Raw genomic sequence first — 14,766 nt, 5'->3', positions numbered from 1 at the left:
CTTCGTTGCAGCTGCAATGGTATCCATGAACATGACCAGAAAAAATGAAAGCGGGGCAGTATCAAGGGACTGCCCCGCTTCAATCGACTATTCGCTGTCGGTCAGGCCGCTTCTTCTTCTTCACGAACCTCGTTGAGGAACTCCCCGACAGCGTCGGAGAGATCATTGGCAACCAGACCCAACTGTTCAGCGGATTGGCTCAGTGTTTCCGACTTCTGGCGTGTCTGATCAATTGAACCGGAGACACCGGCAACGTTGCTTGCCGCAGCGGAAGCGCCATCGGAAGCAAAGGTGATGCTTTGCGTAATCTCGCTTGTCGCAGCATTCTGTTCGTCGACGGAAGCAGAAATCGTCTCGGTCACACCGCGCACTTCCTCGATTTTCTCAACGATGTCACGGATTGCGGCAACCGATTTCTGGGTCGATCCCTGAATGCCGGATATCTGGCTGGCGATCTCATCGGTCGCCCTCGCTGTTTGGGTGGAAAGCTCTTTCACTTCCGCAGCCACAACCGCAAACCCTTTTCCGGCTTCACCTGCGCGTGCAGCCTCGATAGTCGCATTCAGAGCCAGCAGATTTGTCTGCTCGGCAATGGCGCGAATGATCTCGACGACTTCGCCGATCTTGTCGGCCGTTTCCGCCAGGATGGAGATATCCTTGTCGGCCGCGACCGCCGTTTCAGAAGCGGACGCTGAGATCTGCATGGCCGTTCCGGCCTGGCGGGAAATCTCGCCGATAGACGCCGACAGTTCGGCCGCAGCAGAAGCAACCGTCTGAACATTTGTGGTTGCCTCTTCCGTTGCCGAATTGGCGGCACGAGCGCTTTCGTCGGCATGAAGGGCAATTGTCAGCATTTCACCGGCACTGTCCTGAACACCTCTGGTCTCGCCGGAAAGCTGTTCCTGGATACTCGTCACAGATGTCTCGAAATGCCGGATCGCATTTTCCAGCTGTGTCCGTCGCTCGCGGCGCTTAACACGATCAACTTCCGCAGCTTCTTCAAGTTCCTGCTGACGGATCAGCTTTTCGCGAAAGACTTCGGAAGCCCGCGCAATATCACCAATCTCATCAGGACGATCCGTGTCAGAGATTGAGATTTCAAGATTGCCATCGGCCAGTTCGGTGATGCCATCTCGTTGACGACCCAGCATTTTCGTAACTGCCATAACCTGCCAAACGACGAGCGCCAGCGTCACTGCAACAAAACCAACGGCAACCGCCGCAAGGACGAAGATCTCGGAATTCAGTCGGGACAGAATCGGCGTCGGCAGCCGCTTCGGCACGGTGAATGAAATCGTCGGAAACCGTTTTCATCAGGTTCAGGCGTTCCGTCGCCTTGGCAAACCAAGCGGCGCCTTCAATGCCTTTCGCGTCCTTGGTTGCCGGCAAGTCGTGAATAACCTTCCGCCATGCAAGCGTTTCGTCAACCGACGCACCTTTTACGGTGTTTTCCCAAAGTGCTTTTTGCTTTTTTGTCGCGATTGATGCGAACTCCTTCAGGAAGGCTTTCTCGCCACCATAGTGGGTGATGACGGATTTGTAGGTCTGAAGATTAACTTCTCCGGAAAGATTGAACTCGTTCAGCAGAGCTGCGCCCGTTGCCCTTTCCAGGCCGCCGGATTCCATGGCTTCCACAACCGTCAGATAGGCAAGTAATTCGGTGGTGATTTCGGCTGATGGGCTGGATTCCGTCGTGATGCCAATCACATGGATCAACTTTTGGACTTCGTAGGTGTAATTCTTGACCACATCGCCAGCCGTGAACTGTTTCGCATCAACGGCCTGCCGGAATGAGTCGGTCTTGTGCACTTCTTCCGCGACATGCTGAAGATCAGCAAGCAACGCTTCGTCACTGAGACTAATCGCGGCGAGATGATCGTCAAACGTCTTCAGAGCATCGTCGGATTTGGGCCGCTGTGCATCAAGTCTGGCGCGAGCGGCTGGATCATAATCCGACTTGATGAGCGCAACGCTCATACCCCGTTCTTTTTGAAGCTCGTGAATGAGATTGCCGGCATCTTCGGCAATCCGGGTCAGCGGTCTCATGAACTCATGATGCGCCAATTCGACAGACTTTTCATAAACACTCAAAGCCGCGAAACCGACCACGGCGAGCATCGGAACAATCGCAAGGAGCCCGATTTGCACCTTAATGCGCTTCATCATCGCATCCCCTCCAGAACAAAATTACGTTCCTTAAAAGTGGAGGGAGCGCGTTACTTGTTACTTAACGTCAATCGCAAACTTGGCATTTTCCGACGCAAAAAATTTCATTCGCCAAGCGAATCAATTTCAGGTGGTAGTCTCAATTTTTCTGCCCCTGTCATAAGTGCCAATACGTATATCACCGGACCCGGAAACGTTTGCCCTGTCGTGTCATTTCCAGGAGGATTCTCTAGGCGCGAATTCACACCAATTTTGCCCTTTGAGACTGCCAATGGTCAGCAAGCACACAATGCGAAAAATCCGCATTGCGCCAAATTGAGCCTCAAGGCAGGTCTTGTGTTCCGCAATGAATTGACTGACCGAATATGAGCACCTTCGCCTACATGCCGACAAGATCAAACCAGTCATCCTCAGAGATGACCTCCACATCCAGATCCTGCGCCTTCTTCAGCTTGGAGCCAGCTCCAGGACCTGCCACCACAAGATCGGTTTTTTCGAGACCGAGCCCGATACCTTTGCCGCAAAGCGCTCGGCCATCGCTTTGGCTTCCTCCCGGGTCATACGCTCCAGAGAGCCGGTAAAGACAACAGTCTTTCCGGCGACAGGTGATCCTGTGGCATCGATCTTTTCAGCCTCTTTGGGCCTTACCTCTTCCAGCAAAGCGTCGAGCTGTGCACGGTTTCTCTGTTCTGCAAAAAACTCCACCAGCGCGTCTGCAACAATATGCCCAATGCCATCAATGTCATTCAGATCGGCAAAGGCTTCTCCTGAAGTGTCATGAGCTGCCTGCATGCCGTCGTAGAACGCCTGCCACGACCCATAGGCTCTTGCCAGTAATTTGCCGTTCCCCTCGCCCACATGCCGGATACCAAGTGCGAAGATAAAACGGTGCAGGTCAATATCCCGGCGCGCATTGATCGCTTCGAAAAGGTTCTTGGCCGACAAGGCTCCCCAGCCCTCCCTGTTGCGCAATTTGGTCAGTGACCGCTTGTCCCGTTCTTCCAATGTGAAGATATCCGCGGGGCTCTTCACCAGACCATCCTGGTAAAAGGCATCGACCTGCTTGTCACCGAAACCTTCAATGTCGAAGGCATTTCGTGAAACGAAGTGTTTCAGCTTCTCTGTTGCCTGAGCCGGGCAGATAAGCCCTCCGGTGCAACGCCGAACCGCATCTACCCGGCCTGTCTTTTCATTTACTTCGCGCACCGCATGACTGCCGCAGGAAGGACAAACAGTCGGGAATTCAAACGCAACCGCGTCAACGGGGCGCTTTTCGAGGTCAATATCGACAATCTGGGGGATCACGTCACCCGCGCGCTGGATCTTGACCGTATCGCCGATCCGCAGGTCCTTGCCATCGCGGAGGGGTTCCCCATCCTGGCCGATGCCTTTGATATAGTCTTCGTTGTGCAAAGTCGCGTTGGAGACAACAACGCCTCCAACTGTAATGGGCTCCAGCTTGGCAACCGGTGTCAGTGCACCGGTTCGGCCAACCTGAATTTCGATATCATTCAGTACAGTGAATGCCTGCTCGGCAGGAAACTTGTGTGCAATTGCCCATCTGGGCGAACGGGACACAAACCCAAGCCGTTCCTGCAGATTGAGCCGGTCGACCTTGTAAACGACACCATCGATATCATAGTCGAGCCGCGCGCGGTTTTCCTCAATGCCATGGTAGACACCGAGAAGCTCCTCAACGGTTTCGCATCGTTTCATCAAGGGGTTGATCTGAAAGCCCCAGTCCTTGAGCCGGCCAACCATGCCGAACTGTGTTTCGGCAGGCATCGCACTCATCTCGCCCCAGGCATAGGCAAAGAAACGCAAGGGCCTGGACGCCGTTATTTCAGACTTCAACTGGCGCAAAGAACCGGCAGCCGCATTGCGCGGATTGGCAAAAACCTTGCCGCCATTGGCCGCCATGCGCTCATTCAAGGCCTGAAAATCCTTGTGCGCCATATAGACTTCGCCCCGGATCTCGACAATCTCCGGGACCTTGCCTGCAAGCGTTTGCGGAATGTCCTTTATGGTTCTTGCATTGGCAGTGACATTCTCGCCTGTCGTGCCGTCGCCGCGTGTTGCTGCATAGACAAGATCACCGTTCTCAAAACGCAGCGACAGGGACAAGCCGTCGATCTTCGGTTCGGCCGTAACACCAAGGACACCCTGAAGTGGATCGAACTTCAAAAACCGCCGGACCCGACCCACGAAATCACGCACATCATCGTCGTTGAAGGCATTGTCCAATGACAACATCGGCACACGATGGGCAATCTTGCCGAACCCGGACGCGGGTGCCGCCCCCACTTGGGTGGAGGGTCCATCTGCAACGGCAAGATCCGGAAATCGCTCCTCAATCGCTGTATTTCGTCTGCGCAATGCATCATAGTCCGCATCGGAAATAGTTGGAGCATCTTCCTGGTGATATCTGCGGTCATGTTCGGCAATTTCCGCTGCCAGCCGCTTCAGCTCGAGCGTGGCCTGATCCGGTGACAGCGCATCGATATCGAGTGTGGAGGTCTCAACGGGGTCTGCCATGAGCGTCTCTCTATTCCGCAACTGTCAGGAGTTTACGGGCCGCGGCCCTTGCTTCTTCGGTAATGACGCTGCCCGCCAACATGCGAGCGATTTCCTCGCTGCGATGGTCATCATCAATTCGTTGCACGCGGGTCGCCACCCTGTCCGGTTTGGCAGCCTCCTTGGCGATCAGGAAATGTCCCTCGGCACGCGCAGCAACCTGTGGCGCATGCGTGACCGTCAGCACCTGAACGGTACTGGCAAGCCGCGCCAGGCGAACCCCAATCGCCTCGGCAACGGCCCCCCCGACACCAGTGTCGATCTCATCAAAGACAAGCGTTGGAGCAGAGCCCTTGTCCGCAAGACACACTTTCAGGGCCAGAAGGAACCGCGACAGTTCACCGCCGGAAGCAACTTTCATCATCGGACCGGGTTTGGTACCGGGATTGGTCTGGACGTGAAACTCCAGCTGATCGGTGCCGGTTCTGCCTCGGGCTTCGGGTTCGCTCTGCATTTCAACGATAAAGCGGGCACGCTCCAGCTTCAGATCCGGCAATTCTTGCTCAACAGCCTTCTCCAGCGCCTTTGCCGCCTTTCGCCGCTTTTGCGACAGGGACGCTGCTTTCTTGTCGTAGCTCGACTGGGCCTTTGCCGATGCATCGACCAGGGCTGCCAACTTGTCTTCACCGGCATCAAGGTCTGCAAGATCGGCGACCATCCGGTCGCAGAGGGCCGGAAGCTCCTCGACAGTTACCGAGTACTTTCTGGACGCAGCGCGCAGTGCAAACAATCGCTCTTCTACGCTTTCCAGCTCGCGTGGGTCGAATTCCGTTTCACGCAAAGCGCTTTCAAGTCCGCCGCGCGTTTCTTCAAGTTGATCCAATGCTTCGGAGAGCGATCGAACCGGCTGCCCCAACAGCCTCGGCAACTGGTCAACCTTGCGCTCAAGGCGCCTGAGCAGGCTTGCCAGTTCCGGGATAGGAGACGCCGATCCGTTCAGCGTCTCGAAAGCTTCGTTGAGATCACCAGCGATCTTCTCCACCTGCATCATGTCCGTGCGGCGTTCTGCCAGTTGCTGTTCTTCGCCAGGCTCCGGCTTCAACTGCAACAATTCATCAACGGAAGATCGCAGATAGTCTGCCTCTTTGCGCGCAGCCTCAATACGTTGCTCATGTTCGGTTACCGCTCTCGCAGCGGCCCGATAGGCAGAATAGGCCGCAGAAACACCTTCTGCATCGGCCGTCAGGCCGCCAAAGAGGTCGATCAGCGAACGGTGGCTATCTGGATCGACAAGCGCCCGATCATCATGCTGACCGTGTATTTCGACGAGCAGACTTCCGGCCTGTCTCAAAAGGCCCGCGCTGACCGGCTGATCGTTGACAAAGGCACGGGTTCGCCCATCCGCTGTCTGTATGCGTCTCAGGATCACGTCGCCGTCGTCATCGACATCATTTGATCGCAAGAATTCGCGTACCGGATGAGCGCCGGCTACGTCAAAGACCGCCGTCACCTGACCCTGGGCTTCACCATGACGGACAAGATCCGCGTCTCCGCGCGCCCCAAGCGCAAGTGACAGGGAATCCAGCAAAATTGACTTACCGGCACCGGTCTCGCCTGTAAGAACAGACATTCCAGCCGTAAAATCAAGATCAAGACGGTCAATGAGAACGATGTCACGGATAGACAGCGTGACCAGCATGAAGGGTCGCTCCTAAAAGTTCGGCGCGGACCACCATATAGGAGGACCGCGCCGTCTTGCCAGAGCCTTGTTAAGGCATTTCAACTTGATTTTAGCGGTTGCAGACTAGACCGAGCGGAATGCGCGGCTGATCCAGCTTCCACTGTCTTCTGTCGGCTCGTAGCCACCCTTGTTGAGAAGCGAGAACGCATCCTTGTACCACTGTGTATCCGGGTAGTTGTGACCCAGGACGGCGGCAGCGGTTTGTGCCTCGCTGACAACACCGAGCGCATAATAGGCCTCGGTCAGCCGGAACAGCGCTTCTTCAACATGCCGGGTCGTCTGGTAGTCCACGACAACCGTTTTAAAGCGATTGATGGCAGCAATGTAGTTGCGCTTTTTCAGATAGTAGCGCCCGACCTGCATTTCCTTGCCGCCAAGCTGGTCTTTCACGATGCGCAGCTTCTTTTCCGCGTCCGGAACATACTCTGAATCCGGATAACGCTGGATCAACTCGTTAAAGGCCGCGGCAGACTTTCTGGTGACAGCTTGATCGCGCGTGATGTCGGGCATCTGCCGGAAATAACTCTGACCCGCCAGATAAAGCATATAGGCCGAATCTTGATCACCCGGATAAAGCGTCACGAAGCGTTTAGCTGCTGTAACGGTTTCCGTGTATTTGCCACGCGAATAATTCAGGAATGCCAGGTTCACCAGCGATTTCTTGGAATATTCGGAATAGGGGTAAAGCTTGTCCAGCTCCTCGAACTTCTGCGTTGAATCGCCAAGTTTCCCCTGAGAGCGGAGAGCAAGCCCTTCGTTGAAGAGAACTTCTGGCGGGGTGTCGTTCAGAGCAAGTTCGTCAAGGTCGTCCTTGCCGCCGCACGCAACCAGGGCAACCGGCAATGCCAGTACGCTCATTCTGAGAAACAATTGCATTCGCTTGGTCCCGTTCCAAGCGAAACCAGTGTCCATTCCGTTCACACCCATACTCCCGGGCTCATTCGCCCATCCGGCCATATTCCTGCGTCGACAGCAGTGTTTAGCGGAAATCGCATGTCCCCGTCACGCCTTCATCGGCCATCTGACGGTTTTTTTGAGCTTTTTTATGGCAAGGTGCCTTATTTGATCAGTTTTTCCGCCAAATAAAAAGGACCGCTTCAATGAAGCGGCCCGTAACTTACGATCAATCTTGTCAGGATACGTCCGGGCCGAAAGCGACTGCTGCGGCCAATCCGCCGTTGTCAACCTGACCGACCTGCCTGAAGGCCGGTGACTCCACAACCTCGAAAGAGCTTGGATCTTCGAACAATTTGACCAAAATGGCGTGGTTCATCTTGTGGCCGCCCTTGTAGGAGCGGTAGAGACCGAGAATCGGCAAGCCTGCAAGAGCAAGATCGCCAACTGCATCAAGTGCCTTGTGACGGGCAAACTCGTCCGGCCAGCGCGTGCCTTCCGGGTTGAGAACCTTGTCTTCGGCGATCGCGACGGAATTCTCCAGGGAAGAACCGAGCGCAAAACCCATTTTCCAGAGCTGCTCGACATCCTTGACGTTGCCGAATGTCCGAGCCCGGGACAACTCGTCACGGAACACACCCGGTGTCATGTCGGCACAGAATTCCTGGCGCCCAATTAAAGGCGTGTCGAAGTCGATGGTAATGTCGAACTTCGTGCCTTCATAGGGATGCAGTTCACACCAGGCGCTGCCGGTGTCCACACGAACGGCCTTCTTGACTTTCAGGTAACGGCGACCGCGATCCAGCCGCTTGACGCCCACCTGTTCGATGGCTTCCACGAAGACGGCACTGCTGCCGTCCATAATCGGCATTTCCGGGCCGTCGATTTCAACAATCAAATTGTCGACACCCATGCCAAAAAGCGCAGCCATGATGTGCTCAACCGTGGAGATCCCATCCTTGGAAGGATCGCCGAGAACGGTGCAAAGGGCAGTAGCGGAAACCTTGTCCCAGCGAGCTGGAACCTCGACACTGTCATCTTGATCTGTGCGGGTGAAAACAATTCCGACACCGGCTTCGGCCGGTATCAAGGTAATCGAGGCGGGCTTGCCTGAATGAACACCGATACCGGTCAACGTCACTTGTTCTGCAAGTGTCGTTTGTCGGTCTACATAAGCGGTCATAAGCCCCTACCCTTCCAGTGTGTGATCTGGACAGCCGCAAAATCCCCTATCCGGGTCTACGAACTTTTAACGATCACAAGTTGGGGGCAAGATAGTCGCGAACCAGCTATGAACGAAATAAAGCTTTATTACGCTTTGTAACGATCCACAGACCAGCAAATCACTGATCTAAAAGCGGAAATCAATTCCGTTACGGAAACAGCCCGAAGCGTGAGCTCCGGGCTGTTGCGATCAGGGAAGGAGATCGCGTTTCGAATCAGTTGGCTTGGCGGCGCAGGAACGCCGGAATTTCCAACTGCTCGTCTTCTGAGGCGGCAACCGGCTTGGGCGCAGCGCGTCCGGTGCCGTCAAGTTGACCCGTCGCCCCTTGCGCGGCAGGCCTTTGTTGCGGCGCACGCGGTGCTGGCTGAAGAGCAGGCTGCATCTGCGGAGCCGGACGCGCGGCCTGAGGCGCGTTCAGTTCCTGTTCCTGGTCTTCCTCGTCTTCCCGGCGGCCAAGACCGCTGGCAAGGCGTCGCAACAGCCCCATTGGCCGCCTGTCTTCCTCACCACTGTCATCGAACTGCGTGGTGGGAGCGGCAGGTTGAGACGGCGCGGGTTGCTGAGCCGCAGTTTGCGGTGCCGGCGCCTCTGTGTGCTGTGCACGGATCTCACGCTGAGCGATCGGCGGGAAATCTTCAACGCGCGGCATGCGCGGTGCAGGGCTGTGTTCTTCCGCTGCGGGCGGAATATAGGGCTTGCTGACCGGAGCATCCTCGACGACGCGCGTAGGCGTTTCGTCTTCGATGTCCATCATCGGTGACTTGTTTGCCAGACCCGAAGCGACCGGCTGCACCTTCTTGATCTCAACAGCCGGGTCGCTGGCAACGGATACCGGTGTCGGCTCAGGGATCGCAAGTTCCTTTTCAAGATTTGCGACTGCTTTTGCGGCGGCATCTGCGGTGATTTGCTTCGCAGCTGCCGGCTTGGGCGTTGCGATTTCAGCGATCTGTGCAGGAGCCGCAGACTTCAAAGACTGTGCTGCTGACGCGGGAAACGGATCGGCGGCTGCGCCTTCCTCCCGATCAATTCCGGTAGCAACCACGGACACCCGGATGATACCATCAAGCGTCTCGTCGAATGTCGCGCCAAGGATGATGTTTGCGTCTGAATCGACTTCTTCACGAATGCGGGTTGCAGCTTCGTCCACCTCGAACAGGGTAAGGTCGTTACCGCCTGTGATCGAGATGAGCAGACCCTTGGCACCCTTCATGGATGATTCATCCAGAAGCGGGTTCGCAATCGCGGCTTCGGCAGCCTGTTGCGCGCGCTTCTCGCCGCTGGCTTCACCGGTGCCCATCATCGCTTTGCCCATACCGCGCATCACGGACCGGACGTCAGCAAAATCAAGATTGATCAGGCCTTCCTTCACCATCAGATCGGTGATGCAGGCAACCCCGGAATAAAGGACCTGATCGGCCATGGCAAATGCGTCCGCGAAGGTCGTCTGTGCGTTGGCGATCCGGAACAGGTTCTGGTTCGGAATAACGATCAGCGTGTCGACATTGCGCTGCAGTTCATCAATGCCGCTGTCGGCAATGCGCATGCGACGGGCGCCTTCGAACTGGAACGGTTTTGTGACAACACCAACTGTCAGGATGCCCTGCTCGCGTGCTGCGCGGGCAATAACGGGCGCAGCGCCAGTACCGGTGCCACCGCCCATTCCGGCGGTGATGAACACCATGTGCGATCCAGACAGATGATCGTTGATTTCGTCGATCACTTCTTCGGCCGCGGCTGAGCCGACTTCCGGCTGAGAGCCTGCACCAAGACCTTCCGTTACAGCCACGCCCATCTGGACGAGGCGGTCGGACTGGTTCATGGCCAGTGCCTGGGCATCCGTGTTGGCGCAAACAAAGTCGCACCCCTGGAGACCTGCAGTGATCATGTTATTGACGGCGTTTCCGCCCGCGCCGCCGACGCCGAAGACCGTAATTCGCGGCTTCAGCTCCTGAATGTCGGGCATCTTCAGGTTGATGGTCATATTATCCTCGCGACCCACTGGCGCCCCCGCTACGGGAGAACCCTCTTCTTCCCTAATTTCATCTGCCATGTTCGGCAGCTCCGTTTCCTGGTTCTCGTCTTCTTGGCTCATGTCGTCAGAAGCTTTCCCTGATCCACTGACCGACACGGGCCAGATAACCAGATTGCCCGCCCCACCCGGATCGACGGCTCTTGTGCTCGAACTGTTCGATCTGGGCGACTTGCGGATAAATCAAGAGGCCTACCGCGGCAGCAAATGCCGGGCCTTTGGCAGCCTCGGGAAGACCGGCGACGCCTAATGGCCGGCCAAGACGGACGTTGCGCCCCAGGATGTGACGCGCAACTTCTCCTAGACCCGTGAGCTGACTTGCGCCCCCTGTCAGAACGATCTGCTTGCCCACCCTTCCGGCAAAACCGGAGGCCGTAAGCCGATCCCTCACGAGTTCAAGGATTTCTTCCACGCGCGGACGAATGACTCTTGTCAACGCCGAACGCGGAATCTGGTTTGGCAAGTCGCTGTCACTTTCCAGCGGCGGGACCGTAAGCAGATCACGATCATCAGAGCTGGACGCCAGCGGCGAGCCGTAAAGTGTTTTCAAGCGCTCCGCATCCTGAAGACGCGTTGCAAATGCACGTGCAATATCTGTTGTCACATGGTTGCCGCCAACGGCAATCGCATCCAGGTGCACCATGTGACCGTCGACAAAGACCGAAAGCGTTGTTGTGCCACCACCCATGTCGATGCAGGCAACGCCAAGTTCGGCCTCATCATCGACAATTGTGGACAGGCCACTGGCAAACGGTGTTGCTACCATGGTTTCCACATGAAGATGACCGCGATTGATGCAAAGCTCGAGATTGCGGACAGGCGGCACTTCTGCTGTGACCACTTGCATTTCCACGCCAAGCTTGTGGCCCATCATGCCGCGCGGATCACGAATTCCACGGCTGCCGTCGAGCGAATAGGAAATCGGCAAAGCGTGCGTAACCGCGCGGCCTTCCGTCACCGAATGGCTGGAACCTGCAGAAAGCACGCGTTGAATGTCGGCCTCAGAGACGCTGTCACCAGCCAGCGGCACACCCGCGCTGTAGATCTCGCTCTGCAAACGGCCGCAACTGATATTTGCGATCAGGGATTCAACGGTTACTCCGGCCATACGCTCTGCGCTGTCAACTGCGAGACGGATTGCCTGCTCGGCAGCATCCATATCGACGACGACACCCGACTTGATGCCGCGCGAACGCTGATAGCCATATCCCAGCACTTCCACCTTGTGGGACCGGCTCGACAGGATCGCCTTATCTTCCTGCGGGATCAATTTGGCAATCAGGCAGCAGACCTTGGTCGACCCGACGTCAAGAACAGACATGACAACAGCCCGTCTGCTCGGCAGCGGCCGCATTTTCGGAAGGTAGAGATTTGAAGAGGAACGGCTCATGTATCCCGCTCCCTCTTCTTTGATCCGCCTTCGCCACCGGTCATGATATTCCGTTCTTCGGCAGCCTCATCCGACAAACGGACAGTGACCCTGTCGCCAAGGCGCATGTCGATGGCCACAATATCCCGCGACAAGAGCCCGTTCTCATCATCCATCTTCACAAGGTCTGCCAGAGCCGCATCAATATTCTGCTCCGGTAGCCGGATCGAAATACCGTTTTCAAGTTGAAGATCCCAACGACGATCACTGATCAGGAATGCAGCACGCACACGCGGCCGCAGCTCCGGCACATTTTCAAGGGCCTTGTTAATTTCGACAGCCCTTCGCTGCGCACCATGATTGACGACCAGCAACAGATTCGCATAGCGCCCGTCGACATCGTCGGTGATGACGTCACCTGATTCGTTTACGATCGATACCAGATCGCCACGTTGCCAGAGAGCATATGGCACTCTCTCTTCGATCTTGATTTGAAGTGTGCTCGGATAAAATTTCATCACCGAAGCGTTCTTCACCCAGGCCATGTCGTTCAAACGCTCGCGGGCCCCGGCAGCATCGAACAGTGCCAGAGATGTCCCTTCGTGAATTTCGAGCGCTTCGAGGATTTGAAATTCGTTGATTTCACGCTGACCGGAAAGCTTGACCGCTTCGATCCCGAAGCCGGCTGCAGACAGCAACGCGTCGGAAACAATGCGCCCATGCCCTCCTATGACTATTCCATAACCAATTGTTAAGGTTAAGAAACCCAGAGCAGCTGCGGACCCCGTCCAGCGAGGAAGATCGGCGAGACGCCCTGCGGATCGCCACACAGGCTGGCGATGCAAACGCGCGACACCGCGCCCGCGCGGAGCCAGTTCGGCTTCCAGCGGGGTCAGTAGGTCCCGGTTATTTTTTCGCCCTAGCGACAGCAACTTGCGTCCTCAACCATCCAACTGACCAGGTCTTTGAAACTCATTCCCTTGTGCGCCGCCATTTCCGGAACAAGAGATGTGGGCGTCATGCCTGGTTGCGTGTTCACTTCAAGGCAGATCAGTTCTCCGCTTCCGTCTTCGCGCTCGTCGAATCGGAAATCGGCCCGGGAAACACCTCGGCATCCCAAAGCCTGATGCGCCTTAACCGCTAGTGTCTCTATGGTTTGGTAAACAATCGGTGAAATTTTTGCAGGAAGAATGTGTTTTGAACCGCCTTCTACATATTTTGCATCGTAATCGTAGAAGCCGTGCCCCATTGGAATGATATCAATGACCCCAAGGGGGGTATCGTCCCTGACCGCGCAGGTAAGTTCCCGTCCTTCAATGAACCGCTCGCACATCAGAACATCGGGATAAGGCCAGTCCGTACGGCTCAGCTCCTGGGGCGGAAACTCTTGATCTTCCTTGATAATCAGCACTCCGAAGCTGGAGCCCTCATTGATCGGCTTTAGCACGTATGGCGGATCCATCGGGTGTTCGCGCTGGATCTTGTGCCGGTTCACGACAATGTGTTCAGTCACCGGAATTCCGGCGGCTCCCATCACTGCTTTGGCCTTCACTTTGTTCATCGCAAGGCTTGAAGCCATCACACCGGAATGCGTGTAGGGGATGTTAAGAAATTCTAAAATTCCCTGAATGCACCCATCCTCACCGAACGGTCCGTGAAGCGCATTGAAGGCCACATCGGGCTGCAGTTTCTTCAATACGGCAGAGACATTCCGGTCGACATCGACACGAGTAACTTTGTAGCCCGCCTCTTCCAGAGCATCGGCGCAGTCTTTTCCGCTGGAAAGGGAAACCGGCCGTTCATTGACCCATCCCCCCATCAAAACGGCGACGTGTTTCTTAGCCATCTACGCGGCCTCCCCTTCTTGTCCAAGGAACGGCTTGATGGCACCCTTCGCGCCAAACTGACCGAGACGTTTGATTTCCCATTCCAGCTTTATGCCGCTGTGTGCCAGCACCCTCGCCCGCACCGTTTCGCCCAGAAGTTCCAGGTCGTGTCCGGTTGCCGAGCCTGTGTTGATCATGAAATTGCAGTGCATTTCTGACATTTGCGCGCCGCCGATCGTCAGACCCCGGCAGCCGGCCGCATCAACTTCCTTCCAGGCCGAAGTCCCCGGTGGGTTCTTGAAAGTCGATCCGCCTGTCTTTTCTCGGATAGGCTGGGCTTTTTCCCGATGGGCCACCACTTCAGCCATTTCCTCGCGAATGGCGCTTTCGTCCTGTGGAATGCCCTCGAAGACTGCAGAGGTGAAAATCAGGTCTCCTGAGGCCGCTGAATGACGATACGCGTACCCCATTTCCGGATTGCTCAACACCACCTTCTTTCCGTCTCGATCGATTGCGGTCAGCTCAACCATGCGTTCGCGCGTTTCGGTGCCATGCGCACCCGCATTCATCCGGAGTGCGCCGCCAAGCCCGCCAGGAATGCCGGTGTAAAATGCAAAACCGCCCAACCCAGCTGTCGCCGCAGCTTCAGCCAGACGCTTGTCCGGAACAGCGGCCCCTGCACGCAGACGGTTTCCACCCGCCGTGTCAATCGAACCGAAGCCCTTGGCACTCAACCTCACAACCACACCCTCAAGGCCTCCGTCGCGGATCAGCAGGTTTGAACCAAGACCGACGGGCAGCACCGCAATGTCGCGCGGCAGCTTCGTCAAAAAAACGGCCAGATCGTCTTCATCTGCAGGCTGGAACATCAGCTGCGCCGGTCCCCCTGTCCGGAACCAGGTCACTGCGGAGAGCGGCTGATTGGCCGTAAGCCTGCCGCGAACACCCTCTACAAGTTCCGGGTAGAGCTGTAGCAGATCGGGAAACGACATTTCTGTCTCC

10 protein-coding genes and 1 pseudogene are annotated in these 14,766 nt (G+C 56.3%); all 11 read right to left on the bottom strand.

From position 1 onward, the window contains the following. Positions 1-101: 101 nt before the first annotated feature. On the bottom strand, positions 102-1,196 hold the full coding sequence (locus tag ACZ1HV_RS24455; RefSeq protein WP_472716589.1) for a methyl-accepting chemotaxis protein: 1,095 nt from the start codon (positions 1,194-1,196) through the stop codon (positions 102-104). Continuing rightward, a complete protein-coding gene (locus ACZ1HV_RS24450) occupies positions 1,099-2,166 on the bottom strand; it encodes a nitrate- and nitrite sensing domain-containing protein (RefSeq protein WP_472716588.1) in 1,068 nt (355 codons plus the stop codon). Before ACZ1HV_RS24450 ends, ACZ1HV_RS24455 begins: the two co-directional genes overlap by 98 nt. A gap of 379 nt (positions 2,167-2,545) precedes the next feature. Then, positions 2,546-4,701 (bottom strand): annotated as a pseudogene (ligA, locus tag ACZ1HV_RS24445) (NAD-dependent DNA ligase LigA). A gap of 10 nt (positions 4,702-4,711) precedes the next feature. Then, positions 4,712-6,379, bottom strand: a complete 1,668-nt coding sequence (recN, locus tag ACZ1HV_RS24440) for a DNA repair protein RecN (RefSeq protein WP_298821315.1) — start codon at positions 6,377-6,379, stop codon at positions 4,712-4,714. Positions 6,380-6,484: 105 nt separating this feature from the next. Next, entirely contained in the window at positions 6,485-7,297 is an 813-nt protein-coding gene (locus ACZ1HV_RS24435) for an outer membrane protein assembly factor BamD (RefSeq protein ID WP_298821317.1), read from the bottom strand. A 256-nt stretch (positions 7,298-7,553) separates the two neighbouring features. After that, complete coding sequence (lpxC, locus tag ACZ1HV_RS24430; RefSeq protein ID WP_298821319.1) at positions 7,554-8,498, bottom strand: UDP-3-O-acyl-N-acetylglucosamine deacetylase; 945 nt, start codon at positions 8,496-8,498, stop codon at positions 7,554-7,556. Between the two features lie 256 nt (positions 8,499-8,754). After that, positions 8,755-10,521 carry a cell division protein FtsZ gene (gene ftsZ / locus ACZ1HV_RS24425; RefSeq protein ID WP_472718500.1) on the bottom strand — a complete coding sequence of 589 codons (1,767 nt, stop codon included), beginning with the start codon at positions 10,519-10,521 and terminating at the stop codon, positions 8,755-8,757. A gap of 115 nt (positions 10,522-10,636) precedes the next feature. After that, a complete protein-coding gene (gene ftsA / locus ACZ1HV_RS24420) occupies positions 10,637-11,959 on the bottom strand; it encodes a cell division protein FtsA (RefSeq protein WP_298821321.1) in 1,323 nt (440 codons plus the stop codon). Next, entirely contained in the window at positions 11,956-12,870 is a 915-nt protein-coding gene (locus ACZ1HV_RS24415) for a cell division protein FtsQ/DivIB (protein ID WP_298821323.1), read from the bottom strand. The genes ftsA and ACZ1HV_RS24415 overlap by 4 nt, the downstream gene beginning before the upstream one ends. Further along, a complete protein-coding gene (locus tag ACZ1HV_RS24410; protein ID WP_298963849.1) occupies positions 12,858-13,784 on the bottom strand; it encodes a D-alanine--D-alanine ligase in 927 nt (308 codons plus the stop codon). The genes ACZ1HV_RS24415 and ACZ1HV_RS24410 overlap by 13 nt, the downstream gene beginning before the upstream one ends. Next, positions 13,785-14,756 carry a UDP-N-acetylmuramate dehydrogenase gene (gene murB / locus ACZ1HV_RS24405; RefSeq protein WP_472716587.1) on the bottom strand — a complete coding sequence of 324 codons (972 nt, stop codon included), beginning with the start codon at positions 14,754-14,756 and terminating at the stop codon, positions 13,785-13,787. Positions 14,757-14,766: the final 10 nt, after the last annotated feature.

It is taken from the genome of Roseibium sp. JB4-4, assembly GCF_055693425.1.
The sequence above is the reverse complement of the archived record's forward strand: the minus strand, read 5'-3'. Positions and strand labels throughout refer to the sequence as shown.